The organism is Abyssibacter sp., assembly GCF_964229365.1.
Classification (GTDB): Bacteria; Pseudomonadota; Gammaproteobacteria; order Nevskiales; family OUC007; genus Abyssibacter.
In genome coordinates this window covers 35,591-61,751 of the sequence record NZ_CAXRDQ010000063.1, presented here as the reverse complement: position 1 = coordinate 61,751, position 26,161 = coordinate 35,591, and the positions used below count along the sequence as shown (strand labels likewise).

Sequence of the window (26,161 nt, the reverse complement as noted above, 5' to 3'; positions counted from 1 at the left end):
CTATAGTCCCGCCAATGGTTTGAAGTGGGGAATTGTGGGTTAGCAATTCCTCCCGGTTACCGGGACGAGGGCAACGCAATGATCAGCTTCAGCGGGACAGACCTGCTGACAATGGACACAAAGGGGCGCGTGGCCTTGCCGGCACGTTATCGCCAGCCCCTGTCCGAGCTGTGCGGCGCGCGTCTCAAGATCACGTTGCCGGCCAAGCCGGACGACAGGCTGCTTGTCTTGTATCCATTGCCGGAATGGGATTCGGTGCAGGCGCAGCTCAAGGCACTGCCCTCGACCAAGCCGTTCGAATTCCTGCGCCGCCGCATTGTCGGCCACGCCAAGGACATCGAGCTGGACAAGCAGGGCCGCATGCTGCTGCCGCCCGAGTTGCGCAGCGAGGCCCGGCTGGAACAGCGCATCGCCATCGTGGGTCAGATCAACAAGCTCGAAATCTGGTCGGAGCCGCTTTATCGCGAAGCCATGGCCCCCGAACGAGTGTCGGCAGAGGAGCTCGACGCGGCATTGGCCGAGGTGAGTCTGTGACATGGCGGTCTCGACGCAACGAATCGACGGTTTACTGATGGCGGCCGAACGGCACATTTCGGTGCTATACGACGCTGCGCTGGATGCCTTGGCGCTGCGTCCGGATGGCTGCTACATCGACGGCACCTTTGGCCGTGGCGGTCATACCGCGGGCCTGCTGGAGCGGTTGGGGCCTGGCGGTCGTGTCATCGCCTTCGACAAGGATCAGGCGGCCTGCCAGGCGGGCTGGCTGCGGTTCCGGGGTGATCCGCGTCTGCAGCTGGTTCACGGCGGTTTCGAGACTCTGGGCGAGTGGGTCGCGGATGCCGGGCTGACCGGCGCCGTCGATGGTCTGTTGCTGGATCTGGGTGTCTCTTCGCCCCAGCTCGACAATGCGGAGCGTGGATTCAGCTTCATGCGCGAAGGGCCTCTGGACATGCGTATGGATTCCACTGCCGGTGAGACCGCGGCGCAGTGGCTGGCACGTGCGGATGCCCGCGAGATCGCCGATGTGCTGTGGCGCTACGGCGAAGAACGGCAATCTCGCCGCATCGCTGCGGCCATCGTCCGCGTGCGCGATGAGTCGCCGCTCCTGACAACTGCAGACTTGGCACGGTTGATTGACGGCATCGTGCGACGCAAGCCCGGCGCATCGCATCCGGCGACGCGCAGCTTTCAGGCCGTTCGCATGCACATCAATCGCGAGCTGGATGCGCTGGAGCAAGGTCTGGCGCAGAGCATGGACGTGCTCGCCGATGGCGGGCGCCTGGCAGTGATCACCTTTCATTCGCTGGAAGACCGCATCGTCAAGCGCTTCATGCGCCATTACGCCGAGCCGCCGCTGCCGCCGGTCCCGGCTGCGCCACGCCCGCCCGCCGAGCTGGATCTGGTCGTGCGCAAGCTGCGTCCCGGCCCGGACGAAGTGGCGAGCAATCCCCGTGCGCGCAGCGCCACCCTGCGAGCGGCTGAACGCCGCCGGCGGAGGTGAGCCATGCGCAGGGGCTGGGGTACTGCTGTGATCGCGACGCTGATTGCGACCACAGCCATCGCCGTTGCGGTGAGCAAGCATCGTAGTCGGGCACTGCTTGATGCTCAGCAGGAGCTGAGCTGGGAGCGCGACCGTCTTAAGACCGAATGGGCGCAGCTGCAGCTTGAAGAAGCCGCGCTGGCTGCACACGGTCAGGTCGAACGCGTCGCGCGGGAACGGCTGGACATGCAGGAGCCCGACGAGTTCGTCGCCGTGGAGGTCACGCCATGACGCGTGCGCGGAACAATCATCGCGTTGAGGCTGCCGAGCCGCAGCCGGTCTCGCCGTGGCGCGCGAGGGTGATTCTGCTGGGTCTGGGTCTCGGCGTGTTTGCGCTGGTCGGGCGAGCTTTTGAGCTACAGGTCCGCGACCGGGATTTTCTGGAGGCCGAAGGCGCGAAGCGATTCGAGCGCACGGTGCAGGTGCCGGCTGGCCGGGCCGCGATTCGCGACCGCCGTGGCGAGCCGCTGGCATTGTCGGCGCCGGTCGAGTCCGTCTGGGCCGTGCCGGAAGATTTGTTGGCCGATACCGCCTCGCTACCGCTGGTCGCGCGCCTTCTGGGGCAGGCGCCAGATGAACTCCGGGCGTTTCTTCAGGCCCGAGAATCGCGCCGCTTCGTTTACCTGCGGCGGCATATGGCGCCTGCAGACGCTCGTCGTGTTCAGGCGGTTAATGCCGAGGGCGTGTTTCTACAGCGTGAATACCGCCGCTTCTATCCGGCCGGTGAGATCGCCTCGCAGCTCGTGGGCGTGACCAATATCGACAACCGCGGCCAGGAGGGCATGGAGCTGGCCTACGATGAATGGCTGCAGGGCACACCGGGCAGCCGGCGTGTCATTCGCGATCGCACCGGTCGTGTCGTGGAGGATCTTGCCGAGTTCACGCCACCCGATCCGGGCGAGGATCTCCACCTGTCGATCGACCTGCGGCTGCAGTATGTGGCCTACCGCGAGCTCAAGGATGCCGTGGACCGCTCGGGTGCTCGCGGCGGCTTGGTCCTGCTGCTGGACCCGCGCACCGGCGAGGTGCTGGCGATGGCGAGTCAGCCGGGCTTCAATCCCAACCGGCGTGACGAGATCGGCACGGCTGGCGTGCGTAACCGTGTCATCACCGACACCTTTGAGCCGGGCTCAACGGTTAAGCCGCTGTTGATTGCCCAGGCCATGGATGCGGGCATCATCGACTGGCGCACACAGATCGACACCGGCCTCGGGTATTACAAGGTCGGCCGTTTGCAGATCCGTGATTTTCGCGGGTACGGGCAGCTGGATCTGGCGGGTGTCCTACGCAAATCGAGCCAGGTCGGCGCGGCGAAGATCGGTTTGCAGGTGGGGGCCGAAGGGGTGTGGTCGGCCTATAACGATTTTGGTCTGGCCGAGACCGTCGGGACCGGGTTTCCCGGCGAGGCCAGTGGCGTGATGCGTCACTTCACCGAATGGGGTGAGATTGCGACCGCCACGGCTTCGTATGGATATGGGCTTGCGGTCACGGCGCTGCAGCTGGGTCGGGCCTACGCGAGCCTGGCTGACGACGGCCGACTGCGGCCACTGTCGCTGGTCAAGCTGGATGAGGTGCCTCCGCCGCTGCGGCAGGTCGTGTCGGTGGAGAACGCCCAGCGCGTACGCCACTGGCTGGAAGGTGTCGTGGCGCCGGACGGCACGGCGAATCGGGCGGCTGTGCCCGGTTACCGAGTCGCCGGCAAGACCGGCACGGTCCGCAAGGTCAAGGCCGACGGCTACGACGAAAACACCCACATGGCGCTGTTCGCCGGCATGCTCCCGGCCGACAACCCGCAGGTTGTCGGTCTGGTCGTGATCGATGAGCCGCAGCACGGCGGCTACTACGGTGGCGTCGTGGCCGCCCCGGTGTTCGCCAAAGTCATGAAAAGCGCCGCCCGCCTGCTGCGAATTCCCCCGGCTGACTTTCAGCCGCCCGCTTCGGAGGCGTTGACGGCCTCCACCGACCAATCTTCGCCGACATGATGGTGGCACTGGCTCAACCTCGGCGGGCGCTGGCGGCATTGCTGGACGGACTGGTGTCGTCAGGCACGGATCTGAGCGTGTCGGTGCGCGGCGTCGAGACCGATTCCCGTCGCGTGCGGGATGGTGGTTTGTTCCTGGCCTGCAGTGGCTTTGAGTCGCACGGCTTGAACTATGTGGACGATGCGCTCAAGCACGGCGCAGCGGCCGTCTTGTGGGAGCCGGAGCCTGGCGTCGACGTGCCGCAACTGAACGTGCCTGCGTGGCCCGTTGAGCAGTTGCGCCAACATGTCGGCGAGATCGCGGCCCGCTACTACGATCATCCATCGCGGGAGCTGTTCTGTGTCGGCATCACCGGTACCGACGGCAAGACATCCACAGCCTATCTGCTGGCCCACGCACTGACCCGACTCGGGGAATCTGCCGGCTACCTCGGCACGCTGGGTTACGGCCCGGTTGACGCCCTGGAGCTGGCCAGCCACACAACGCCGGATGCCGTGCGCATCCAGCGTTGGATGCGCCGCTTGGTCGATGACCGCGCCCGTGCGCTGGTCATGGAAACCTCGTCGCATGCCCTGGATCAGGGCCGCGTCGCCGGCGTTGAATTCGATGTCGGGATTCTGACCAACGTGGGCCGCGACCACCTGGACTACCACGGTGATCTGCAGCGCTACGCAGCGGCCAAGCGGCTGTTGTTCGATGTGCCGAGTCTGGGTTTGGCCGTGCTGAACCGCGATGATGATCTTGGCGCGTTGTGGTCGGGCGAACTGCGAGCTGATCTGCCGACCTGTGTGTATGGCATTGAGGGCGAGACGCCAGATGCCGGTGCATTCGCATTGGCGCGCGATGTGCGGCTGACGACCAAAGGGCTGCATTTCCGGCTGCAAACGCCTGCTGGTTCCCGCACGGTGGACAGCGGGCTGCTGGGCCGCTTCAACATCTACAATTTGCTGGCGGTGGCGGCGGTGCTGGAACATCGCGGCATCGATCTGGACGCCATTGCCGAGGTGCTGCCCAAGCTCGGGACGGTGCCGGGTCGCATGGAGGGCTTCGCGGCGCCAGACGCGCCACTGGCCGTTGTTGACTATGCGCACACACCGCAGGCCCTGGCCCATGCGCTGGAATCCTTGCGGCCTCATTGCGCTGGACGGCTCATCTGCGTGTTTGGCTGCGGTGGCGACCGGGATACAGGCAAGCGCGCCCTGATGGGCAGTGCTGCGGCCCGCCTGGCCGATGCCGTGGTGGTCACCGATGACAACCCGCGCAGCGAATCGCCCTACGACATCGTGGCGTCGATTCTCGGCGGCATGCGCGAGCGTCGCCATGTGCGTGTCGAACATGACCGCGAGCGCGCGATCCGGATGGCGATTGGCGAAGCCAAGGCCGGCGACATCGTGTTGATCGCCGGCAAGGGGCATGAAACCGAGCAGATCATCGGTGCTGAACGTCGTCCGTTTTCGGATCGCGGCATCGTTTCCCAGATCTTGCACGGTGAGACCGGCAGCGAGGTGTCCCATGGACACGCTTGACTGGGTTGCACAGGCGACCGGCGGCACGCTGCACGGGCAGGCCGCCGCGTTCACCGGCGTGACGCAGGACACCAGGACCTTGCAGGCGCAGGACTTGTATGTCGCGCTCAAGGGTGAACGTTTCGACGGGCACACCTACGTACGCAAGGCGGCCTCGCTGGGTGCCGCCGGCGCGCTGGTTTCGGAGCTGACCGAACTGGATTTTCCGCAGGTTCTGGTCGACGACAGCCTGCGCGGATTGCAGTCGCTGGCCCGCGGTTGGTTGCAGCGCCACGACCTGCGCGTCGTGGCCGTGACCGGCAGCAACGGCAAGACCACCGTCAAGCAAATGCTGGCGGCGATTCTTGAGCCTGTGGGATCGACGCTGGCGACGCATGGGAACCTGAACAACCACATTGGCTTGCCACTGACCCTGCTGCGCCTGCGCGCGCAGCATCGCTACGCGGTGCTGGAAATGGGCGCGAGCAAGCCTGGCGATATCGCCGAGCTGGTCGGCATTGCCCCGCCGCAAGTCGCAGTGATCACCCATGCCGCAGCCGCTCACCTGCAAGGCTTTGGCGGGTTGGACGGTGTGGCTCGGACCAAGGGTGAAATCTACGGAGGGTTGAGTGAGGACGGCGTGGCGGTGATCAATGCCGATGACGCCTATGCCGATCTGTGGACGGGTCTGGCGCAAGGCCATCGCAGGCTGCGCTTTGGCTTGACGGCACCAGTGGAGGTGACAGCGAAGGCCCTGAGACCCGACGCGACCGGGACGCTGTTCACGCTGGTCCTGGTCGATGAGCGCGTCGAGGTCCGTCTGCCAGTGGCCGGCCGACATAACGTGATGAACGCCCTGGCAGCAGCGGCAGCGGCCCATGTACTGGGTTGCAGCGCGGCCCAGATTGCCGACGGGTTGAGGCGGCTTGAACCTGCGCCCGGACGGATGACCCCCCGCGTGGCCGCGACCGGCGCGCAAATCCTTGACGACACTTACAACGCCAATCCGGCGTCCCTGGCGGCGGCGCTAAGCGTGCTGGCTCAGCAGGACGGCCGGCGCTGGCTGGCTCTAGGCAATATGAATGAACTAGGCGCGGATGCTCAGCAGGCGCATCGGCAAGCGGGTGAGCAGGCGCGTGCTGCCGGTGTACAGCGGCTGTTCTTGATCGGCGATCTCGCGGTTCATGCGGCCGACGGGTTCGGCGCCGGTGCCAGCGTGGCGGACTCCATGGACGCACTGGTGGAGCAGGTCGCCGAGGCGCTGGATGAAGACGTCTGCCTGCTCGTCAAGGGATCACGCGGCGCGCGCATGGAGCGCCTGGTCCAGGCGCTGGCCGTGGCGGAGGTGCACTGATGCTGTACCACCTGACCGATGTGCTGGAGCGGATCTACAGCGGCTTCAACCTGTTCGATTACCTGACGGTTCGCGCGATTCTCGGGGTGCTGACCGCCTTGGTCGTGTCGCTGGTCTTCGGGCCGATCCTGATCCGCCGGCTGACCAGCCGGCAGATCGGCCAGGTCATTCGCGACGACGGGCCGCAAAGCCACCTGGTCAAGGCCGGCACGCCCACCATGGGTGGGTTGCTGATCCTGGCAGCCGTGATTATCGCGACCCTGCTGTGGTCGGACCTGAGTAACCGCTTCGTGTGGATTGCGGTGTTCGTCACCGTCGCATTCGGCATCGTCGGCTTTATTGATGACTACCGGAAAATCCGCTTCGGTAATTCCAAAGGCCTGTCGGCCAAAGCGAAGTACTTCTGGCTGAGCCTGACTGGCTTTATGGCGAGCGGAGTGCTTTACGCGACGGCCGAGACGCCGGTGGAAACCACGCTTTATTTCCCGTTCTTCAAGGAGCTGGCCATCCCGCTGGGCGGCTTCTTCGTGCTCTGGGGTTATCTGGTCATTGTTGGCACCAGCAACGCGGTGAACCTCACCGATGGGCTGGATGGCCTGGCGATCATGCCCTGCGTGCTGGTTGCCTCGGCGCTAGGCGTGTTCGCTTACGCCACCGGCAACACGGTGTATTCCGAGTACCTGGGGATTCCCTACGTGGCCGGCGTTGGCGAACTGGCCATCTTCTGTACGGCTATTGGCGGTGCGGGTCTGGGCTTTCTGTGGTTCAACACCTACCCGGCCCAGGTGTTCATGGGCGACATCGGGGCGCTGGCGTTAGGCGGTGCACTGGGCGTGGTCGCGCTGATGGTTCGGCAGGAACTGGTGCTGGTCGTCATGGGCGGCGTGTTTGTCGCCGAGACCGTGTCCGTGATTCTGCAAGTGGCCTCCTTCAAGCTGACCGGGCGCCGCATCTTCCGCATGGCGCCGCTGCATCATCATTTCGAGCTCAAGGGCTGGGCCGAGCCAAAGATCATCGTGCGCTTCTGGATCATCACCCTGGTCTTGGTCTTGATCGGCCTCTCCACGTTGAAGGTGCGATGAGCGGCGTCGCCCAACAGTTCTGGTTGGTCGCCGGTCTGGGTCTGACCGGTCGTTCGGCTGTTCGCGATATGCTGGAACAGGGCGCACAGCTGCGTGCCGCGGACAACCGCGCCGACCTGGCGCTTGCCGATACCTGGCAGGACGGTATCGACCTGCATCTTGGCCCCTTTTCCGTGGACCTGTTGCTGGGCGTTGATGCGGTCCTTGCCTCACCGGGCTTGCCCTTTGACGATCCCCTATTCGTCGAGGCGCGTTCGCGTGGCATTCCGGTTATCAGCGATATCGAGCTGTTTGCCCGTGCCTGGGACAAGCCGGTCATCGGTGTGACCGGTTCGAATGGCAAGAGCACCGTGGTCACGCTGCTGCAGGTCTTGCTCGAGGCAGCCGGCAAGCGGGTGGCTGTCGGAGGCAACATCGGTACGCCAGCGCTGGAGTTGTTGTCACAGGAGGCCGATCTCGCCGTTCTGGAGTTATCCAGCTTTCAGCTCGAGCTGACCGAAAGCCTACGTTGCGATGCCGCCTGCGTTCTGAATGTCAGCGCCGATCACATCGACCGGCACGAGACGCTGGAACATTACACCGCGCTGAAATCGCGCATTTACCAGGGCGCGCGTTGCGCCGTAGTCAATCTGGACGATCCGGCTGTTGCAGCCATGCCCACGTCGGACATTCGCCGAACCTTTAGCGCGAGGGTCGCTGCGGACTGGGAAATCCGCTCGCAGTCGGGGCGGACAGCACTGCTGCATCAACAGGCCACATGGATCACCGCGTCCGAGTTGCGGCTGGTCGGTGATCACAATTTGTCCAACGTGGCCGCGGCACTGGCCCTGCTGGAGTCGGTGGGTGTCGAGCCTGACGACGGCCGGGTGCGCGAAGCTTTGACGCAGTTTCCCGGCCTGCCTCATCGCTGCCAGTGGGTGGCGGAGCAGAACGGCGTAACCTGGATCAACGACTCCAAGGGCACCAATGTCGGTGCCACGCTGGCGGCGCTCAACGGCGTGACGCCGCCGATTGTGTTGCTCGCTGGTGGTCTGGCGAAGGACGGTGATTTCCAACCCTGGGCTGAGCCGTTGGCATCACGCGGCCGGGCCGCGATTCTTTATGGCCACGACGCCGGACGGATTCGCGCTCACCTGGAGGGGAGCCTGCCCATACACGTCGAGGCCGATCTGGCCGCAAGCGTGCAGAGAGCCCGGTCCATTGCCTCCAATGGCGACACGGTGCTGCTGTCGCCGGGCTGCGCCAGCCAGGATCAGTTTCGCGATTACATCGAACGCGGCGAGCGTTTTGTCGAACTCGTCGGTGGCGGAGGTGACGCATGCTCCGCTTGAACACGCTGATGCTGCGGCCGACCCTGCAGGGTCGTTACACCGATCACTGGTTGCTGGGGGCTGGGGGGTTACTGCTGGTCTTCGGCCTGATCATGGTGGCATCGGCGTCGGTGGCGGTCGCCGAGCGCCAGACCGGTGACATGCTGTACTACTTCCGCCGCCAGCTGGCGTTCGCCGGTTTGGGTCTGATCGCGACGGCGGCGATGTATTCGATTCCGATGCGGTATTGGTCCCGTGCGGGTTTCGCGCTGCTGGGATTCGGGTTGTTGCTGCTGGTGCTGGTTTTGATTCCGGGCATCGGGCACGAAGTCAACGGTGCCCGTCGCTGGCTGGATCTCGGGCCGGTGAATCTCCAGGCGTCAGAAGTTGCGCGGCTTTGCATCATTCTTTATCTGGCCAGCTATGTGACCCGCCACCGGGCACAGGTCCAGACCAGAATCCGCGGTCTTTTGCGGCCGGTGCTTCCGCTCGGCGTCGCGGCCGTGTTGCTGCTGGCGGAACCTGATTTCGGATCGACCGCTGTGCTGCTGGCCGTGGCCGCGGTCATGCTGTTCCTCGCCGGTGCCAAGCTGCTCCATCTGTTGCTGCTGGGCTCGGTGGGCGTCGGCACGCTGGCGGTGCTGCTCGTGTCCTCGCCGTACCGCCTGAAGCGACTCTCCAGCTTTCGTGATCCATTTGCCGACCCCTTTGATGGTGGCTTCCAGCTCACGCAGTCGCTAATCGCTATTGGGCGGGGCGAATGGACCGGTGTCGGCTTTGGCAACAGCATTCAGAAACTGCTTTACCTGCCGGAAACGCATACCGATTTTTTGTTCGCCGTGATTGCCGAAGAGCTCGGCCTGGTCGGCGTCGTGGTGTTAATGGCGGTGTTCGGCGTGCTGGTTTGGCGCGGATTTCTGGTGGCGCAAACGGCCGCCAATCGCGAGGACTTCTTCAGCGCGTATGTGGCCTGGGCCATTGCCGCCTGGGTCGGCCTACAGGCATCGATCAACATCGCCGTGAACATGGGCGTGCTGCCCACCAAGGGCCTGACCATGCCCTTCATCAGCTACGGCGGCAGCAGTTTGCTGGTGACCTGTGCTTCGCTCGGGTTGTTGCTGCGGGTGGATCGCGAGAACCGGATGGCGGAGAAAACCGACGGTCCTGCGCGACCGGCAGGAGCGGCCCGATGAAGGTCGCGATCGCAGCCGGTGGTACCGGTGGGCACGTGTTTCCGGGTCTGGCCGTTGCCGAGCGCCTGCTGGAGATGGGCCATGACGTGGTCTGGCTGGGCACCGAGCAGGGTTTCGAGGCGCGCATTCTCAAGGGGCGGTCGATTCCGGCTCGCTGGCTCACCATCGCCGGCGTGCGCGGAAAGGGTGCCTTGACCCTGCTACAGGCGCCGTTGCGCTTGCTGCGCGCCGTGGCTCAATGCTGGCAGCTGCTGCGTGAAGAGCAACCGGACGTGCTGCTCGGAATGGGCGGTTTTGTCGCGGGGCCGACGGGGCTGGCGTCATGGTTGCGTCGGGTCCCGCTGGTGATTCATGAGCAGAATGCCGCGCCCGGCATGACCAACCGTGTTCTGTCGCGGCTGGCCACCGTGAGTCTGCAGGCGTTTCCGGGTGCTTTGGCCCAGGCCGAGGTGGTGGGCAACCCCGTGCGGTCGGTGTTCGCGGCCCTGCCCGCGCCGGAGCAGCGACAGGTGCCCGATAGCGAGCGGCCACGGCTGCTGGTTGTCGGTGGCAGCCAGGGTGCTCGGGCGCTGAATGAGCGCGTGCCGGCAGCACTCGCCTTGATCGATCCGGCTCAGCGGCCGGTTGTGACACATCAGGGCGGGCGCACGCTGGCCGTTGCTGAAGCCGCCTATGCTCAGGCCGGCGTTGAGGCAACGATCCGGGAATTCATCGATGACATCGCCGCCGCCTATGCCGCCGCGGACATCGTGGTCTGCCGGTCCGGCGCATTGACCGTTGCCGAGCTTGCGGCTGCCGGCTGCCCGTCGATTCTGGTGCCATTCCCGGCCGCCGTAGACGACCATCAGACGGCGAATGCGGCTTATCTGGCCGATGCGGATGCCGCTGTGCTGATGCCTGAATCCGGCCTGACGGCGGAATCGCTCGCGGATGCTCTTCTACCGCTGCTAAGCGATCGCGCACGTCGGCTCGAAATGGCCACCAACGCGCGGCGCATGGCCTGGCCGGATGCCTGCCAGCGGATCGTGGACGTTTGTCTGGATGCCGGGGGTGCCGCATGAGGCACCGCAGTGTCGTGGACCAGCCGATGCGTCGCGTCCGTCGTATTCACATGATCGGGATCGGCGGCGTCGGTATGGCGGGTATTGCCGAGGTGCTGCTGAACCTTGGATACCAAGTGGCCGGCAGCGACCTTCGGGCATCACCGACGGTCGAGCGCTTGCGTTCCCTGGGGGCTGAGATTGCGATCGGTCATGCGGCTGACAATGTCGTCGATGCCGATGTTGTGGTGACGTCCACTGCGGTGGACCCCGAGAACCCCGAGGTCGCCTATGCGCAGGAGCACCGGATTCCGGTGGTTCGCCGCGCGGAGATGCTCGCCGAGCTGATGCGTTTCCGCTACGGCATTGCCGTGGCGGGTACGCATGGCAAGACGACAACGACCAGCCTGGTCGCCGCCGTGCTGGCGGAGGGCGAGCTGGACCCGACCTTTGTCGTCGGCGGCAAGGTGTTATCTGCCGGCGCCAACGCACGTCTGGGCGAAGGACCTTATCTGGTCGCCGAGGCGGATGAGTCAGACGCGTCGTTCCTGCATCTAATGCCGTTGATGGCCGTGGTGACGAATATTGATTCGGACCACTTGGAGACATACGGCGGCGAGTTCAGTCAGCTCAAGCGGACCTTCATCGAATTCATTCATCAGTTGCCGTTCTATGGTTTGGCGGTGCTATGCGTCGATGACGCTGTGGTGGAGGAGCTGCTTCCGGAATTCGGTCGTCCACATCTGACGTACGGCCTGGGTGAATCCGCCGATGTGCGGGCCACCGACGTGTCGGTGGATGGCTCTGGCAGTCACTTTGACTTGCACCTTCCCAATGCCGTCTCGCCGACGCGTGTGCACCTGAACCTGCCGGGGGAGCACAACGTGCTCAATGCGCTGGCGGCCGCCGCCGTGGCCCATGAGCTGGATGTGAGCGCCGAAGCGATTGGTCGAGCGCTGAGTCAGTTCGGCGGCATCGGCCGACGTTGCGAGCGGGTCGGGGAGCTGGTCGTCGACGGCGGCACCGTGATGCTGGTGGACGACTACGGTCACCATCCACGCGAAGTCCAGGCGACGATAACAGCCATGCGTGCGGCCTGGCCGGAACGCCGGCTGGTGGTTGTTTTCCAGCCACATCGCTACACCCGGACGCGGGATCTTTTCGACGATTTCTGCAACGTATTGGCGGATGTCGACACGCTGCTGCTCAGCGAAGTCTATCCCGCCGGTGAGCAACCGATCGCCGGCGCCGACGGTCGAGCCCTGGCGCGAGGCATCCGTGCTCGTGGCAAGTCGCAACCGATCTTCGTCGATTCGATCGGGGAGGTTCCGGACGTGCTGGCCGACGTACTGCAGGCGAACGATGTGCTGCTAACGCTGGGCGCCGGCAATGTTGGCAGCCTGCCGAGCGTGTTGATGTCGCAGTTTGGGGGTGCACCGTGAGTCTCGGGCACCTGCGCGGCGAACTGCGGATCAACGAACCGCTGATGCGCTACACCAGTTGGCGTGTCGGTGGCCCGGCCGACCGGTACTACAAGCCGGCGGATGGTGACGATCTCGCAGAGTTCATGCACCGCTTGCCGACTGGCGAATCGATTCTGTGGATTGGCCTGGGCAGTAATCTGCTGATTCGCGATGGCGGATTCCGCGGCACAACGGTCAGCATCCACGGGGTGTTGGATACGGTGCGGCGTGTGGACGATACCCGCATTTTCGTTGAGGCTGGCGTGCACTGCGCACGGCTGGCCAAGCTCGCCGCGAGCTGGGGATTGGCCGGTGGTGAGTTCTTTGCCGGAATTCCCGGCACGATAGGCGGCGCGCTGGCGATGAACGCAGGTGCCTGGGGTGGCGAAACCTGGTCCGTCGTGCGCTCGGTGAACGTGATCGGCCGCGACGGCAGCACCCGTACGCTAGGTGCCGAGGCCTTCGAGATCGGCTACCGCAGCGTGACCCCGCCGGAACCCCATCTCTGGTTCGTCGCCGCGGAACTGGAGTTGCAGCCGGACGAAAACGGCGGCGCCGCCGGTCGCATCCGCGACATGATTGCCGAACGCAAGGCCAAGCAACCCGTGGGCAAGCCATCCTGCGGATCGGTGTTTCGCAATCCGACTGGCGATCACGCCGCTCGCTTGATCGAGGCCGCCGGGCTCAAGGGCCACCAGATCGGTGATGCCGAGGTGTCGACCAAGCATGCGAACTTCATTATCAATCGCGGCCATGCGCTGGCCGCCGACATCGAATCGCTAATCACGCAGGTACGCGAAACGGTTCAGCACAAGTTCGCTGTGGATCTGGTCCCCGAAGTCCGCATTGTCGGGGAGGTCGCGTGATGCCGTTGCCTGGTTCGAATCCCGCTCCAAACCCCGCCGCCTTCGGTCGCGTGGCGGTGTTGATGGGCGGCTGGTCCGCTGAGCGCGCGGTGTCGTTGGATTCCGGCGCCTGCGTGCTGGATGCCCTGTTGGCTGCTGGCGTGGATGCGCATCGCGTCGATCCGCAACCGGCTGACCTGCTGCAGCTCAAAGCCCAAGGTTTCGACCGGGTGTTCAATATTCTCCACGGCACGCCGGGGGAGGACGGCATTCTCCAAGGGGCCTGCGCGCTGCAAGGTCTCCCGGTGACGGGAAGCGGCCTGCAGGCCAGCGCCAACTCGCTGGACAAGGGCGCAACCAAGGCGCTTTGGCGTCAGGCCAAGCTGCCGGTTGCCGACGATGTGCTGTTGCGTGAGTCGGCCCAGGTCGATATCGATGCCATCATCGATCGGCTCGGCCTGCCGGTGTTCGTCAAGCCGGCATGGCAGGGCTCCAGCGTGGGTGTGGCGCGTGCGGCGGATGCCGATAGCCTGCGTCTGGCGGTGGCTGCTGCCGCCGAGCACCCGGGGCCGGTGTTGATCGAGGCCGAGATCCGGGGCGCCGAGTACACCCTGGGCGTCGTCGGCGAGACCTGGTTGCCGCCGATCCGAATCGAGGCCGCCGCCGGTTTCTACGACTACGAAGCCAAGTACCTGTCAGACGACACCCGTTATCTGATTCCCTGCGGGCTAGCGCCCGAGATGCAAACCGCCGTTGCGCGGCTCGCTGCCGAGGCCTATCGCGTGCTGGGCTGCGCTGGCTGGGGACGCGTGGATCTAATGATCGATGCGGACGGCCAGCCGAAGTTGCTGGAGGTGAACACCACCCCGGGCATGACCACGCATTCGCTGGTGCCGAAGGCCGCTGCGGCGCTGGGCTGGTCCATGGAAGATCTGGTGGTCCGGATTCTGACGACCACGTTGGAGGGCACGCCATGAGTGTGGCCATCGACGCCCTGCGGCCCATTCGCGCGGTCGCGACGGATGCGCCCAAGCGGCCTTGGTTCGGCACGTTGTTGCTGACGCTGGTCACGGCCCTGGTGGTGTTCTGGGTGCTGGCGAGCCAGTCCGGACCCTTGAATCTGGAGGTGCACGGGGTGGTGGATTCCGATCCTCAGGCCGTGCGCGCCGCGACGATCGGTTATCTGGACGCCGGGTTGTTCAAGGTGTCTCCGGAAGCCGTTGAACGCAGCCTCGAAGCGTTGCCCTGGGTGGCGTCCGCACAGGTCTCGCGCCGGTTTCCAGACCGTTTGCTGGCCCGCGTTGCCGAACACCGAGCGGTTGCCCGTTGGGGCGACTCGGCCCTGATCGCTGGCGACGGCACCATTTTTTCGCCCCCGCAGGCGAGCTGGCCGAGCGGATTGCCGCGTCTGGACGGGCCCCCGGAAGCACGGCAGGACATGCTCAAGCAATGGGCAGTGCTGATGGAGACCCCGGCCTTGGGTGACGTGGAACTCAACGCTCTGGCCATTGACGACCGCGGTGCCTGGACGGCGGAACTCTCCGATGGCGTGCAGCTGCGACTGGGTCGCACGGGGATTCCTGAACGCATGCAGCGCTTCGCCGGCCCGGTTCGCCAGGCACTGGCCGAGCGCTGGCAGGCCGTGGCCACGATTGATCTTCGCTACACCAATGGGTTTGCAGTGGGCTGGCGTGAACCCCCGCAAACCTCAGAGAGGAACTGACGCCATGTCGAGAAAAGTACAGAAAGATCTCATCGTCGGGCTGGATATCGGCACCTCGAAGGTCGCCGCGATCGTCGGCGAGCTGAACGAGCAACAGGTGATCGAGATCATCGGCATCGGCACGCACCCATCCACCGGGATGAAAAAGGGCGTGGTGGTCAATATCGAGTCCACCGTGCAGTCGATCCGGCGGGCGGTCGAAGAGGCTGAACTGATGGCCGGCTGCCGTATCCAGTCGGTTTACACGGGGATTTCCGGCAGTCACGTCAAGAGTCTGAACTCGCACGGCATTGTCGCCGTGCGCAGCAAAGAGGTCAGCGAGGCGGATGTCGATCGTGTGATCGATGCGGCCTGTGCAGTGGCAATCCCGGCCGACCAGAAGACCTTGCACGTACTGCCACAGGAATTCGCGGTGGACGACCAGGAGGGTATCCAGGAACCGATTGGCATGTCCGGCGTGCGTCTCGAAGCCCGGGTGCACATGGTCACCGGCAGCGTGTCGGCCGCGCAGAATATTCACAAGTGCGTGCTGCGCTGTGGGCTGGATGTGGACAAGCTGATTCTGGAACAGCTGGCGTCCAGCTACGCGGTCCTGACCGACGATGAAAAGGATCTCGGTGTCTGCATGGTCGATATCGGCGGCGGCACCAGCGATATCGCGGTCTTTCACAAGGGTGCGATTCGCCATACGGCCGTCATCCCCATCGCCGGCGATCAGGTGACAAACGACATCGCTGTCGCCCTGCGTACCCCCACCCAGCATGCCGACGCCATCAAGGTGAAGTTCGGGCATGCGCTGCCCGAAATGCTCGAGCGCGACGAACAGATTGAGGTCGATAGCGTCGGAGACCGTCCGCCGCGTCGCCTGTCGCGGCTGACGCTGGCCGAGGTCATCCGCCCTCGCTATGAAGAACTGTTCCTCCTGATTCAGCGCGAGCTGCGCCGGTCAGGTTTCGACGAGATGCTGGCCGGCGGCGTCGTGCTGACCGGCGGCAGCAGCAAGATGGCAGGCGTGGTCGAGCTGGCGGAGGAGGTCTTTGACCTACCGGTCCGCCTCGGCATGCCGCACACCGTACAAGGGCTGACCGACGTCGCCCGCAACCCGCAACACGCCACCGGCATCGGGTTGCTCATCTTCGGGCAGAGAAATCTCCCGCACTACACCGGACAACCCGAAGGGTCCGGTTTCGCACAAGTCTGGGAACGCATGAAGAGCTGGTTCCAAGGCAATTTCTGATCGACTTTTTGGGGCAAACACGAGGTAACACCATGGCTGAGATTTTTGAACTCATCGAACACCAGCCGAATCGTCCAGTCATCAAGGTGATGGGCATCGGCGGCGGCGGCACCAATACGGTCAACCAGATGGTTGACGCGGGTATTCAGGGTGTCGAATTCATTTGTGCCAACACGGACGTGCAGCATCTGGATGCCTGCTCGGCCGACACCATCCTGCAGTTGGGCTCGACCATCACTCGCGGTCTGGGTGCCGGGGCCGATCCTGAAGTCGGCCGTGCCGCAGCGATGGAAGATCGCGAACGCATTCGCGAGACGATCGAGGGCTCCGACATGCTGTTCATCACCGCTGGCATGGGTGGTGGAACCGGCACGGGTGCGGCGCCTGTTGTGGCAGAGATCGCCCGCGAACTGGAAATCCTGACCGTGGCCGTTGTCACCAAGCCGTTCCCGTTCGAGCGCAAGAAGCGCATGGACGTCGCCGGCCGGGGCATCGAGTCGCTGGAAGGACTGGTCAATTCCCTGATCGTCATTCCGAACGAAAAGCTGTTGTCGGTGCTGGGCAAGAGCGTCACCGTGAAGAGCGCGTTCAAGTCCGCCAATGACGTGCTGCATAACGCGGTGCAGGGTATCGCTGAGTTGATCACGGCCGGTGGTCTGATCAACGTCGACTTCGCTGACGTACGCAAGGTGATGTCGATTCCTGGCATGGCGATGATGGGCATTGGCCGCTCCAGTGGTGAAGATCGTGCTCGCGAAGCTGCCGAAACCGCGTTGGCGAGTCCGCTGCTGGACGAGCTGACACTCACCGGTGCGGAGGGCGTCCTGGTCAACATCACCGCAGGCGACGATCTGACCATGTTCGAATTCCAAATGGTCAACGAGGTGATCGGCGAGATGGCGGCCGAATCCGCCGAGGTGATCGTGGGTACCGCGTTGGATCCGAGCATGGGCGACGAGCTGCGGGTGACCGTGGTCGCCACGGGTCTGGGTGGAAACCAGCGGTCGCAGTCCTACGAGAATCACGAAGTGGTCACGCCTATCAGCCGCGATAGCGGGGGGCAGGTGAAGTACGGCGATCTGGAAAAGCCGACCTACATCCGTCGCGACCAGAAGAAGAACCGGCGTCTGGACGACCTGTCAGACCTGGATATCGAGGTTCTGGATGTGCCGGCGTTCCTGCGTAATCAGGCCGACTGAACCGGAATGGCGGGGGGATTCTTGAACGCGGCGACGGTGTGATTTCGGCCCGCGTCACACCCGGATAACCATGCACCTGTGGTATGGTTCCGGGTTGGACGCGCGCATATTGCCCTGAGGGGCGCACGCCGTCATCGAGTAAGAATCGCGGGGGCTGATTCCGAAACTTGCTGACCGATGGTCTGTCTCAGGCTGTCCGTCGATGCTTGGCCGTGTTCGGGCACAGCCGCTGAGGAAATGAGATGTTGAAACAACGAACCGTGCAGCATCCGATTCGCGCCACTGGCGTCGGACTGCACACAGGCAAAAAGGTGTACATGGCGATCCGCCCAGCCCCGGCGGATTTCGGCATCGTATTTCGGCGCGTGGACCTCGATGGCACGCCGGACGTCAAGGCGGATGCCCATGCGGTGACCGATACCATGCTCAACACCACGCTGGAAGCGGATGGCACCAAGGTGTCGACCGTCGAGCATCTCATGTCAGCTCTCGCGGGCCTCGGGATCGACAATGCTCTGATCGAGCTGTCGGCGCCCGAGGTTCCCATCATGGACGGCAGTGCCGGACCGTTCGTCTTTCTGGTGCAGTCGGCGGGCATTCTTGAGCAGGAGGCGCCAAAGCGCTTCATCCGCGTCAAGAAGCCGGTGCAGGTCACCGAAGACGATAAATGGGCTCGGTTCGATCCGCATGACGGTTTTAAGGTCAGCTTCGGGATCGACTTTGAGCATCCGGTGTTCTCGTCCAGCAAGCAGCACGCTACGATCGATTTTTCCACCACGTCGTATGTCAAGGAAGTCTCGCGTGCCCGTACATTCGGGTTCATGCGCGATGTGGAATATCTGCGAGCCAACAATCTGGCGTTGGGCGCCAGCCTGGACAACGCCGTTGCACTGGATGAATTCCGGGTGCTCAACAGCGATGGGCTGCGCTACCAGGATGAATTTGTACGCCACAAGATTCTCGACGCCATCGGCGATTTATACCTGATGGGTCACAATTTGATCGGCGCATTCACCGGCTACAAGTCCGGCCATGCGCTGAACAATAAGCTGTTACGTGGGCTGCTCGCGCAGCCGGACGCCTGGGACATGGTGACTTTCGAGCGGGGAGAACGCCCGCCCATCACTTACTCCCCGCGACCGGCCGCCGCCGCCGCTTAAGATTGACGTTGGAATTCGTGTACGAGCTGTCGGAGGGCTGAAGCCAATCTGGCATTGCTCGTGCTAAGCGAGAGGCGACGCATGGATTCAATGTGTCGCGGGAGGGGTTTGAGCGGAACGTTTCGCTGCACCGGTCGGGCTTGCACCGGAGTGATGCAAAGCCTTATATCAGTGCAGGGGGAACCCAGGGCTGAGCCAACGATATGCATCAACGCGGTGCGATGTTGGCGCAGACGGGTTGCCCAAGCGGGTGAGGGTACGGCCAGGACGGCCGTGGTCTGATCCATCCGAACAAACCGCACGTGGGAGGACAGTGGCCCGGGGAGGCGCTGTTCCAACTGCTCTTGAAGGATAACGGTCTGCTTGGCAGATCGAGACCAATCCCTGAGGGGGGAACGGTCTGAACGGATGCGATCCGCAAGAGATCGAGCGCGACGACCGATACGGTAAGACATGGAACTGATTGTAATAGACAACCGGCTGGGCCGTTCTCGGCGCTGGCAATTTGATCCGCGTAGCCCATGGGTTGTGGTAGCGGCCGTTGCGACGGTGAGCCTGCTCATTGCCTCCGGTGTGGGCATTGGACGTCTGACGGCGCCCGTCGCGCCGGCGCAGGTTGCCCTGCCGTCGGATGTGACCGCCGAATGGCAGGCTGCCATTGACGCGAATCGTCAGGAAGTGGCGGACACGCGACAGTATTTGCAAGAGAACACGCAGGCATTGGCCCGCAAGGTGGCAATGCTGCAGGCGGATATGATGCGCCTGAATGCAGCCGGCCAGCGCTTGATTGAAGTCGCCGACCTTGACGAAGGCGAGTTCGTCTTTGATGCGGCGCCGGCGGTTGGTGGCCCCGAAATTGAAATCGAAGGCGACCTGCCGCGTCTGGAAGATGTCACCGGGACTCTGGGCGAGCTGGATCGCCAGATCGCCGGTCGCGAGCGGGAGATGCGTGTGCTGGAGGACCTGATCCTCGCCAGCCGTCTGCAAAGCGAGGGACATCCCGAAGGGCGGCCGATTCTCAGCGGCTGGATCTCTTCGCTGTTCGGCGTTCGCACCGATCCCTTCACCGGTCGCCGTGCCCATCACTACGGGATGGATTTCGCGGGGCGGGAAGGTTCAGAGGTCGTGGCGGTGGCCAGCGGTGTCGTCACCTGGGCGGGTCATCGCCATGGTTACGGCATGTTGGTCGAGATCAATCACGGCAATGGCTACGTCACGCGCTACGGTCACAACCAGAAGCACGACGTCAAGGTCGGTGACCGTGTGGCCAAGGGTGATGTGATCGCCCGTATGGGGAACACGGGCCGATCCACCGGGCCGCATGTGCACTTTGAGGTCTTGCGCAACGGCAAGGTCGTCAATCCGGCGAAATACATCCGCGCACAGGGCTAAGCGGCCGGGGCAGCTAACGGCGCACGAGTCGACGGCGCCTGCATCCCAAATCGTCTGCGTTACAATGCCGCGCCGCATCAATCGATGTGGACGTTGATTCCCGGTTCGCAGGCCCCATTTCTGACCCATGGCGAATACCTTCTTCAGCCGGCTAATCGGTAGCCGGAACCAGCGCGTTTTAAATCGGAAACGCAAATTTGCGGATCAGGTCAATGCGCTGGAGAGCAGTATCTCCACGCTGGATGACGCTGCGCTGCAAGCCAAGACCACGGAGTTCCGCGGTCGTCTGAACCAGGGCGAGTCACTGGACGCTTTGCTCCCGGAAGCCTTCGCGGTGATTCGGGAGGCGGCGAAGCGCACGCTGGGCATGCGTCATTTCGACGTCCAGGTCATCGGCGGTGCCGTGCTGCATGACGGCAAGATCGCCGAGATGCGTACCGGTGAGGGCAAGACCCTGGTCGCGACGCTGGCGACCTACGCCAATGCGTTGACCGGCAAGGGCGTGCACATCATCACCGTCAACGATTATCTGGCCAGCCGCGATGCCGAGTGGATGGGGCGGCTTTATCGCTTCATGGGCCTGAGCGTCGGCGTCGTGCTCTCTGGCCAGACCCCGGACGAGAAGCGCGCCGGCTATGCCGCCGATATCACCTACGGCACGAACAACGAGTTCGGCTTCGATTACCTGCGTGACAACATGGCGTTCTCTGCCGAGGACAAGGTGCAGCGCGGGTTGCATTTTGCCGTGGTGGATGAGGTCGACTCGATCCTGATCGATGAAGCGCGGACGCCGTTGATCATCTCCGGTCCGACGGATGATGACCCGAGCCTTTATCAGAAGATCAACTCCGTCGTTCCCAATCTGGTTGCGCAGGAAGAAGAGGACGGTCCGGGCGACTTTTCCGTCGATGAAAAGGGCAAGCAGGTTCACCTGACCGAAGACGGACATGAGCGGGTGGAACAGCTGCTGTCAGCGGCCGGCTTGCTGGCTGAAGGCGAGAGCCTTTACGACGCACAGAATATCGTGCTGATGCATCACCTGAATGCGGCGTTACGGGCGCGGTACCTGTTCAAGCGCGACGTGGACTACATCGTGCGCGGCGGTGATGTGGTGATCGTTGACGAATTCACCGGTCGAACGATGCCCGGTCGTCGTTGGTCCGATGGTCTGCACCAGGCGATCGAAGCCAAGGAAGGGGTCGCGATCCAACGCGAGAACCAGACGCTCGCGTCCATCACCTTCCAGAATTATTTCCGGCTTTACGACAAGCTGGCCGGCATGACAGGCACGGCCGATACCGAAGCCTTCGAATTCCAGCAGATCTATAGCCTGGAAGTCGTGGTCATACCGACCAACAAGCCGACGCAGCGACAGGATCTCGGCGACCTCGTGTTCATGACGGCGCGTGAGAAATTCAACGCTATCGTCGATGACATCACCGCGGCGCAGGAAAAAGGGGCACCGGTCCTGGTCGGTACGGCATCGATTGAGACCTCCGAACTGCTGCATCAGCTGCTAACCGAGCGCAAGGTCAGCCACGAGGTATTGAACGCCAAGCAGCACGAGCGCGAGGCGGAGATCATTGCCCAGGCCGGCCGGCCTGGCGCAGTGACCATCGCTACGAACATGGCGGGGCGTGGAACTGACATCGTGCTCGGCGGCAGCCTGGATGCCGAGCTGTCGGTGATTTCAGAAGACGACGCTGATGCACGCGCGGCGGTGCAGGCTGACTGGCAGACTCGGCATGATGCCGTGATCGCTTCCGGTGGCTTGCACGTGATCGGTTCCGAGCGGCATGAATCACGCCGTATTGACAACCAGTTGCGTGGACGGTCAGGTCGGCAAGGTGACCCCGGGCTGACTCGGTTCTACCTGTCGCTGGAAGACACGCTGATGCGTATCTTCACGCCGCCCAGAATGCGCGCCATGTTGCAGCGCCTGGGTATGGAAGAAGGCGAGGCGATCGAGCATCGCTGGGTCTCACGTTCGATCGAAACGGCGCAGCGTAAGGTCGAGTCGCACAACTTCGATATTCGCAAGCATTTGCTGGAATACGACAACGTAGCGAACGATCAGCGCAAGGTGATTTACGCGCAACGCAATGATCTGATGGAAGCCGAAGAGGTCTCCGGTCTAATCGATACGATTCGGCCGGATGTGGTCGCCGGCGTCGTTCAGGCTTACTTGCCGCCAGGGTCTCCGGAAGAACTATGGGACACCAAGGGCTTGAGCGAAGCCTTGCGTGCGGAGTTCGGTCTGGATGAAGACATTGTCCAATGGCTGGAAGCCGACACGTCGCTGGATGATGTCGGCGTGCGCCGCAGGGTGAACGAGTTGCTGGAAACCTCATACGCCGACAAGAAACAGCGTGCAGGTGAGAGCGTGATTCAGCATTTCGAAAAGGCGGTGATGCTGCAAACACTCGATCGCCTATGGCGCGAGCATCTCGCCGCCATGGACTATTTGCGCCAGGGCATCAACCTGCGCGCGTATGCGCAGCGTGATCCCAAGCAGGAATACAAGCGCGAAGCATTCCAGCTGTTCAATGACTTGCTGGCTCGTCTCAAGCATGAGGTGGTGGCAACGCTGTCGAAGGTCCGCGTGCAGGCTGAATCGGATGTGGAAGCCGTTGAGGCGCAGCGGCGGGCTCAGGCCGAAGCGTTGCAGGCCCGTGGTGAGGCCAGCCATGCTGAGGCCAGCAGCGCCCTGGCAGGCGGTGAACAGGCACCGGAGCCGGAGGCATCCGCACCCGGACGCAGAATCCAGGCCGGCCCGAGTCAGCGGCCCGCGCTCCCTCCGCAGCCGGAGACCTTCGCGCGTGGCGAGCGCAAGATTGGGCGCAACGAGCCGTGTCCCTGCGGATCGGGCAAGAAGTACAAGCAATGCCACGGGCAGGTGGCCTGACCGCTTGGCCGTTGGTCTGATAGCACCGGAGGCGTTGTCGGCTGTTCCGGGCGTGCGCCTGGGCAGCGTCGCCGCGGGTATTCGTTACCAGGGCCGCCACGATCTGGCCATGATTGAATTGGCGCCGGGCGCAAGGACGGCTGTGGCGCTGACCAACAACGCGTTCGCCGCCGCTCCGGTGAAGATTTGCCGGGAGCATCGCGGCCGTACCGCGCAGTCGCGCGCCTGGGTCATCAACAGCGGGAATGCCAACGCGGGTACCGGTGCGCCAGGCGTGCAGGCCGCCCAGCGGAGCTGTCAGGCGGTGGCTGAGACCTTGTCCTGCGATGTTGACGAGGTCTGGCCGTTCTCCACCGGGGTCATAGGTGAGCCGTTGCCGGTGGAGCGGATTGAGGCAGCCGTGCCCGCGTTATGTGATGCGCTGACGGCGGATGCCTGGCTGACAACGGCCCAGGCGATCATGACGACTGATTCCGTGCCCAAGGGTATGAGTCGAACAATCGACCTGCCCGACGCTCGCTACACGGTGACGGGGATCGGCAAAGGCGCAGGAATGATCCGGCCGGACATGGCGACCATGCTTGCCTTTGTCGCCACCGATGCGCCGTTGTCGCAGGCCGCGCTCGATCAGATCCTCGGTCAGGCGATTCACGCGAGTTTCCACTGCATCACCGTCGATGGCGATACATCGACCAATGATGCTTGCGCCATGGCCGCTACCGGGCAGGGTCCACAAATCGACGTGGGTACGCCAGCGTACCGCGCCTGTCGTGAGGCCATCATCGAGGTGTGCCAGCACTTGGCGCAAGCGATGGTTCGCGACGGTGAAGGCGCAAGCAAGTTCGTCACCATTCGTATCCGGGGCGCGAGGACGCGGGAAGAAGCGCGGACCGTGGCCTTCACCATTGCGCATTCTCCGCTGGTCAAGACGGCCTGGTTCGCCAGTGATCCGAACTGGGGCCGGGTGCTGGCGGCCGTCGGCCGCAGTGGCCTCGAAGGTCTGCGGATCGAGGGCGTCGATCTGGCGATTGATGACATTGATGTCCTCGCTGGCGGCGAACCCGCGCCGGGCTATCAGGAATCCTTGGCCTCCGCTGCGATGCAGCAGGAAGCCTTTACCGTCACCGTCGATCTGGGTCGCGGAGCAGGCGAGGCCACGATTTGGACCTGCGATCTTGGCCACGACTACGTGCGGATCAACGCCGAATATCGGACGTGAGCCTGCATATCGCCGTCGGCGTGCTGAGGCGCGGTCGTCAGGTGTTGATCAGCCAGAGGCGCGAGGGCAAGCCGGGTGCGGGTCAATGGGAGTTCCCCGGCGGTAAATGCGAGCCGGGCGAATCGATTCAGGCAGCGTTACGCCGGGAACTCGTAGAGGAACTCGGCATTCACCTGAAGCACTGCCAGCGATTGATCCGATTGCGGCATCGCTACCCGGATCGCGAAGTGTTGCTGGATACCTGGTTGGTCGATGCCTGGAGCGCCGACCCCACCGGACTGGAAGGCCAGGCAGTGCGCTGGGTGGATGTGTGCGAGCTGTCCGCGGCGGGTCTGCTGGAGGCCGATCGACCGATCATCAAGGCGCTGGAAATGCCTGCGCTCTACGCGGTGACGCCGCCTGATGTCTCGATGGCCGGTCTGAAGGCGCGATGCTCACAACTGGATTTCGAGGCGATGGTGCGCCTGCGGCTTCCGTCCTTGAGCGATGCTGCCTACCGTGCACTTGTACTTGATCTGTGGCGTGTCGACGGACCGCATCTGGTTGTCGACCGACCTCACGTGAATTGGGATGCCGATCTGCCGGCCGGTGCCTTGAGCTGGCACGCGCCAGCGCGGCAGGTTCGCGCCGAGGCACGCCCGGAACGGCCGGTTTGGGCGCGCTGGTGTATCGCGTCCTGTCACGAGGCAGACGACTGTGACGCGGCGATGACGTGGGGCGCTGATGCATTGGTGATCGGCAATCTTCGCGCAACCCCGACACACCCGGACCGGCCGGGGATAGGCTGGCAATACTTCAGGCAGCTTGCTGACGCCAGGGGGCAGCCTTGCTACGCCATCGGCGGGCTGGCGCCATCAGACCTGACAGTCGCCCGTTGGGCAGGCGCAACAGGCGTGGCGGGCATTCGCGGATTCTGGTCCTGACAGCCTAGTCTTCGCGATCGAACGACCGCTCCGAGTCGCCAGCGATGCGGTGCTCTTCTTCGAACCAGGCGCCGAGATCGATCAGCTTGCAGCGGCGGCTGCAGAATGGACGCCAAGGGTTCTCCTGTGTGGCCTTTGCGCGCTGCCCACAGTGCGGACAGCGGACCAGTCGTGCGGGCTCCGCCATTAGGCGGCTCCCCGCTGCATCCACGATCGGACCGTGTTGCGGGGAGTGGCAACGGTGGCGGCGAGGGTCTGACAATGCATCATCGAGCGACTTCGATTGCGGGCGCTTAGCCGATTCCGCAGCAGGCTAACTGGAACTCGACATCGGTTCGCACCTGATGGCTGCGGCTGCTGGTCTCACGGGTTTCCATGAAGCGCACGGTGAACCGATGTTTGCCGGCGCTGATCTCTGGGTGGGCTCGGCAATCGGCAGGGACACCGATGCGCAGCATCTGGCGGGGGCCCTCCAGCGATTGGACATGGATGCCCTCGCGCGCCATCACTGATTTCGGGTCCGCGCTGGCGCGAATCAGATCCAGGTCGAGCTCAATGGCTCGTTCGAACGCGCCAATGTCGGAGCACCAAGCGTTGAGATCGCATTCTGACTCTTCCAGAGGCCGACGTAACCAGAGCTCGAAATTGGGTAGGTCAAAGCCAGTGGTTCCGCCGGGTATGGCGATGCGGTTGGCGATGCTCACCAGAAAATCGTTGTTGCGCAGCGCAGCTCCAGCGAACTGGCTGGATAGTCCCTGGATCGCAAGGACCGCCTGATCGATGCGCTGGAGCACGTCGCTTAGCCGATCGTCATTGACGCCGGGTTGCGCTTCAAGCCGTCGCAGGTGAGCGTGCTGTTCGCCCAGTTCCTTGGTGATGTCACCTTTGAGGTCGCTGCGTCCGAGCAGCAGAAAGATGTCCAGCAACGCCCCCACCGCGGCGCGGCGGCCCCAATAGCTGGCATCCGCTCGGTGATGTCGCAGACGCTTGAACAAGAATTCCAGGCGCAGGTAGGTCCGCACCCGTTCATTGAGTGGCTGTTCGAACCAGATTGTGTCGGAGGACGTTATCGGTCCCATCATGCACTGC

At 63.8% G+C, this 26,161-nt stretch carries 24 protein-coding genes; 21 read left to right on the top strand and 3 right to left on the bottom strand.

The genetic code is table 11. The annotated features are described in order from the left end of the window. Nucleotides 1-78 precede the first annotated feature (78 nt). The 17 genes from mraZ (at nt 79) to lpxC (ending at nt 18,633) form a co-directional block, all read left to right on the top strand. A complete protein-coding gene (gene mraZ, locus ACE1EY_RS10300; RefSeq protein ID WP_291513382.1) occupies nt 79-534 on the top strand; it encodes a division/cell wall cluster transcriptional repressor MraZ in 456 nt (151 codons plus the stop codon). A 1-nt stretch (nt 535) separates the two neighbouring features. Next, nucleotides 536-1,501: a 16S rRNA (cytosine(1402)-N(4))-methyltransferase RsmH gene (gene rsmH / locus ACE1EY_RS10295; protein ID WP_370300130.1), complete on the top strand. Its 966-nt coding sequence runs from the start codon at nt 536-538 to the stop codon at nt 1,499-1,501. A gap of 3 nt (nt 1,502-1,504) precedes the next feature. After that, entirely contained in the window at nt 1,505-1,771 is a 267-nt protein-coding gene (gene ftsL / locus ACE1EY_RS10290) for a cell division protein FtsL (RefSeq protein ID WP_291513384.1), read from the top strand. After that, nucleotides 1,768-3,522 (top strand): penicillin-binding protein 2, encoded by a 1,755-nt coding sequence (locus ACE1EY_RS10285; protein ID WP_291513385.1) that lies wholly within the window; start codon nt 1,768-1,770, stop codon nt 3,520-3,522. The genes ftsL and ACE1EY_RS10285 overlap by 4 nt, the downstream gene beginning before the upstream one ends. Next, nucleotides 3,519-5,048 carry a UDP-N-acetylmuramoyl-L-alanyl-D-glutamate--2,6-diaminopimelate ligase gene (locus ACE1EY_RS10280; protein WP_370300129.1) on the top strand — a complete coding sequence of 510 codons (1,530 nt, stop codon included), beginning with the start codon at nt 3,519-3,521 and terminating at the stop codon, nt 5,046-5,048. The genes ACE1EY_RS10285 and ACE1EY_RS10280 overlap by 4 nt, the downstream gene beginning before the upstream one ends. Beyond that, the gene (gene murF, locus ACE1EY_RS10275; protein WP_370300128.1) at nt 5,035-6,381 is read left to right on the top strand and encodes a UDP-N-acetylmuramoyl-tripeptide--D-alanyl-D-alanine ligase; all 1,347 of its coding nucleotides are present in this window, start codon (nt 5,035-5,037) and stop codon (nt 6,379-6,381) included. Before ACE1EY_RS10280 ends, murF begins: the two co-directional genes overlap by 14 nt. After that, a complete protein-coding gene (mraY, locus tag ACE1EY_RS10270; protein WP_291513388.1) occupies nt 6,381-7,463 on the top strand; it encodes a phospho-N-acetylmuramoyl-pentapeptide-transferase in 1,083 nt (360 codons plus the stop codon). The genes murF and mraY overlap by 1 nt, the downstream gene beginning before the upstream one ends. Beyond that, nucleotides 7,460-8,794: a UDP-N-acetylmuramoyl-L-alanine--D-glutamate ligase gene (murD, locus tag ACE1EY_RS10265; protein ID WP_370300127.1), complete on the top strand. Its 1,335-nt coding sequence runs from the start codon at nt 7,460-7,462 to the stop codon at nt 8,792-8,794. Before mraY ends, murD begins: the two co-directional genes overlap by 4 nt. Beyond that, on the top strand, nt 8,782-9,966 hold the full coding sequence (gene ftsW, locus ACE1EY_RS10260) for a putative lipid II flippase FtsW (RefSeq protein ID WP_291513390.1): 1,185 nt from the start codon (nt 8,782-8,784) through the stop codon (nt 9,964-9,966). The genes murD and ftsW overlap by 13 nt, the downstream gene beginning before the upstream one ends. Continuing rightward, entirely contained in the window at nt 9,963-11,027 is a 1,065-nt protein-coding gene (murG, locus tag ACE1EY_RS10255; RefSeq protein WP_291513391.1) for an undecaprenyldiphospho-muramoylpentapeptide beta-N-acetylglucosaminyltransferase, read from the top strand. Before ftsW ends, murG begins: the two co-directional genes overlap by 4 nt. Continuing rightward, on the top strand, nt 11,024-12,448 hold the full coding sequence (gene murC, locus ACE1EY_RS10250) for a UDP-N-acetylmuramate--L-alanine ligase (RefSeq protein ID WP_291513392.1): 1,425 nt from the start codon (nt 11,024-11,026) through the stop codon (nt 12,446-12,448). The genes murG and murC overlap by 4 nt, the downstream gene beginning before the upstream one ends. Next, nucleotides 12,445-13,335 carry a UDP-N-acetylmuramate dehydrogenase gene (murB, locus tag ACE1EY_RS10245; protein ID WP_291513393.1) on the top strand — a complete coding sequence of 297 codons (891 nt, stop codon included), beginning with the start codon at nt 12,445-12,447 and terminating at the stop codon, nt 13,333-13,335. The genes murC and murB overlap by 4 nt, the downstream gene beginning before the upstream one ends. Then, the gene (locus ACE1EY_RS10240) at nt 13,335-14,291 is read left to right on the top strand and encodes a D-alanine--D-alanine ligase (RefSeq protein WP_291513420.1); all 957 of its coding nucleotides are present in this window, start codon (nt 13,335-13,337) and stop codon (nt 14,289-14,291) included. The genes murB and ACE1EY_RS10240 overlap by 1 nt, the downstream gene beginning before the upstream one ends. Next, a complete protein-coding gene (locus ACE1EY_RS10235; protein ID WP_291513394.1) occupies nt 14,288-15,037 on the top strand; it encodes a cell division protein FtsQ/DivIB in 750 nt (249 codons plus the stop codon). Before ACE1EY_RS10240 ends, ACE1EY_RS10235 begins: the two co-directional genes overlap by 4 nt. A gap of 4 nt (nt 15,038-15,041) precedes the next feature. Beyond that, a complete protein-coding gene (gene ftsA / locus ACE1EY_RS10230; RefSeq protein WP_291513395.1) occupies nt 15,042-16,274 on the top strand; it encodes a cell division protein FtsA in 1,233 nt (410 codons plus the stop codon). A gap of 41 nt (nt 16,275-16,315) precedes the next feature. Next, on the top strand, nt 16,316-17,473 hold the full coding sequence (gene ftsZ / locus ACE1EY_RS10225; RefSeq protein ID WP_370300133.1) for a cell division protein FtsZ: 1,158 nt from the start codon (nt 16,316-16,318) through the stop codon (nt 17,471-17,473). Between the two features lie 242 nt (nt 17,474-17,715). Continuing rightward, on the top strand, nt 17,716-18,633 hold the full coding sequence (gene lpxC / locus ACE1EY_RS10220; protein ID WP_291513397.1) for a UDP-3-O-acyl-N-acetylglucosamine deacetylase: 918 nt from the start codon (nt 17,716-17,718) through the stop codon (nt 18,631-18,633). On the opposite strand, the gene ACE1EY_RS10215 is transcribed toward lpxC, so the two are convergent. Next, nucleotides 18,630-19,088 (bottom strand): DciA family protein, encoded by a 459-nt coding sequence (locus ACE1EY_RS10215; RefSeq protein ID WP_370300126.1) that lies wholly within the window; start codon nt 19,086-19,088, stop codon nt 18,630-18,632. The genes lpxC and ACE1EY_RS10215 overlap by 4 nt on opposite strands. On the opposite strand from ACE1EY_RS10215, the gene ACE1EY_RS10210 reads away from it, so the two are divergent. The 4 genes from ACE1EY_RS10210 (at nt 19,087) to ACE1EY_RS10195 (ending at nt 25,072) form a co-directional block, all read left to right on the top strand. Continuing rightward, a complete protein-coding gene (locus ACE1EY_RS10210; protein ID WP_291513398.1) occupies nt 19,087-20,025 on the top strand; it encodes a M23 family metallopeptidase in 939 nt (312 codons plus the stop codon). The two genes, ACE1EY_RS10215 and ACE1EY_RS10210, sit on opposite strands and share 2 nt — an antisense overlap. Before the next feature lie 127 nt (nt 20,026-20,152). Continuing rightward, nucleotides 20,153-22,930 carry a preprotein translocase subunit SecA gene (gene secA / locus ACE1EY_RS10205; protein WP_291513399.1) on the top strand — a complete coding sequence of 926 codons (2,778 nt, stop codon included), beginning with the start codon at nt 20,153-20,155 and terminating at the stop codon, nt 22,928-22,930. A gap of 4 nt (nt 22,931-22,934) precedes the next feature. Continuing rightward, complete coding sequence (argJ, locus tag ACE1EY_RS10200) at nt 22,935-24,149, top strand: bifunctional glutamate N-acetyltransferase/amino-acid acetyltransferase ArgJ (protein WP_291513400.1); 1,215 nt, start codon at nt 22,935-22,937, stop codon at nt 24,147-24,149. Beyond that, nucleotides 24,146-25,072 carry a Nudix family hydrolase gene (locus tag ACE1EY_RS10195; protein WP_291513401.1) on the top strand — a complete coding sequence of 309 codons (927 nt, stop codon included), beginning with the start codon at nt 24,146-24,148 and terminating at the stop codon, nt 25,070-25,072. The genes argJ and ACE1EY_RS10195 overlap by 4 nt, the downstream gene beginning before the upstream one ends. A gap of 4 nt (nt 25,073-25,076) precedes the next feature. Here ACE1EY_RS10195 and ACE1EY_RS10190 read toward each other — a convergent pair whose 3' ends face one another. Both ACE1EY_RS10190 and zapD read right to left on the bottom strand, forming a co-directional pair. After that, nucleotides 25,077-25,259, bottom strand: coding sequence for a DNA gyrase inhibitor YacG (locus tag ACE1EY_RS10190; RefSeq protein ID WP_291513402.1), 183 nt, complete (start codon nt 25,257-25,259; stop codon nt 25,077-25,079). 106 nt (nt 25,260-25,365) lie between these two features. After that, complete coding sequence (zapD, locus tag ACE1EY_RS10185; protein ID WP_291513403.1) at nt 25,366-26,154, bottom strand: cell division protein ZapD; 789 nt, start codon at nt 26,152-26,154, stop codon at nt 25,366-25,368. Nucleotides 26,155-26,161: the final 7 nt, after the last annotated feature.

Bases quoted from the DNA above. Each gene is read 5' to 3' on its own strand.
- ACE1EY_RS10235 (WP_291513394.1), top strand. From the start codon at position 14,288: ATGAGTGTGGCCATCGACGCCCTGCGGCCCATTCGCGCGGTCGCGACG.
- ACE1EY_RS10240 (WP_291513420.1), top strand. From the start codon at position 13,335: ATGCCGTTGCCTGGTTCGAATCCCGCTCCAAACCCCGCCGCCTTCGGT.
- mraY (WP_291513388.1), top strand. From the start codon at position 6,381: ATGCTGTACCACCTGACCGATGTGCTGGAGCGGATCTACAGCGGCTTC.
- ACE1EY_RS10215 (WP_370300126.1), bottom strand. From the start codon at position 19,088: ATGTCTTACCGTATCGGTCGTCGCGCTCGATCTCTTGCGGATCGCATC.
- zapD (WP_291513403.1), bottom strand. From the start codon at position 26,154: ATGATGGGACCGATAACGTCCTCCGACACAATCTGGTTCGAACAGCCA.
- murG (WP_291513391.1), top strand. From the start codon at position 9,963: ATGAAGGTCGCGATCGCAGCCGGTGGTACCGGTGGGCACGTGTTTCCG.
- mraZ (WP_291513382.1), top strand. From the start codon at position 79: ATGATCAGCTTCAGCGGGACAGACCTGCTGACAATGGACACAAAGGGG.
- ACE1EY_RS10280 (WP_370300129.1), top strand. From the start codon at position 3,519: ATGATGGTGGCACTGGCTCAACCTCGGCGGGCGCTGGCGGCATTGCTG.
- lpxC (WP_291513397.1), top strand. From the start codon at position 17,716: ATGTTGAAACAACGAACCGTGCAGCATCCGATTCGCGCCACTGGCGTC.
- ACE1EY_RS10285 (WP_291513385.1), top strand. From the start codon at position 1,768: ATGACGCGTGCGCGGAACAATCATCGCGTTGAGGCTGCCGAGCCGCAG.
- murD (WP_370300127.1), top strand. From the start codon at position 7,460: ATGAGCGGCGTCGCCCAACAGTTCTGGTTGGTCGCCGGTCTGGGTCTG.
- ACE1EY_RS10210 (WP_291513398.1), top strand. From the start codon at position 19,087: ATGGAACTGATTGTAATAGACAACCGGCTGGGCCGTTCTCGGCGCTGG.
- ACE1EY_RS10190 (WP_291513402.1), bottom strand. From the start codon at position 25,259: ATGGCGGAGCCCGCACGACTGGTCCGCTGTCCGCACTGTGGGCAGCGC.
- murF (WP_370300128.1), top strand. From the start codon at position 5,035: ATGGACACGCTTGACTGGGTTGCACAGGCGACCGGCGGCACGCTGCAC.
- rsmH (WP_370300130.1), top strand. From the start codon at position 536: ATGGCGGTCTCGACGCAACGAATCGACGGTTTACTGATGGCGGCCGAA.
- ftsW (WP_291513390.1), top strand. From the start codon at position 8,782: ATGCTCCGCTTGAACACGCTGATGCTGCGGCCGACCCTGCAGGGTCGT.
- ftsA (WP_291513395.1), top strand. From the start codon at position 15,042: ATGTCGAGAAAAGTACAGAAAGATCTCATCGTCGGGCTGGATATCGGC.
- murC (WP_291513392.1), top strand. From the start codon at position 11,024: ATGAGGCACCGCAGTGTCGTGGACCAGCCGATGCGTCGCGTCCGTCGT.
- secA (WP_291513399.1), top strand. From the start codon at position 20,153: ATGGCGAATACCTTCTTCAGCCGGCTAATCGGTAGCCGGAACCAGCGC.
- ftsL (WP_291513384.1), top strand. From the start codon at position 1,505: ATGCGCAGGGGCTGGGGTACTGCTGTGATCGCGACGCTGATTGCGACC.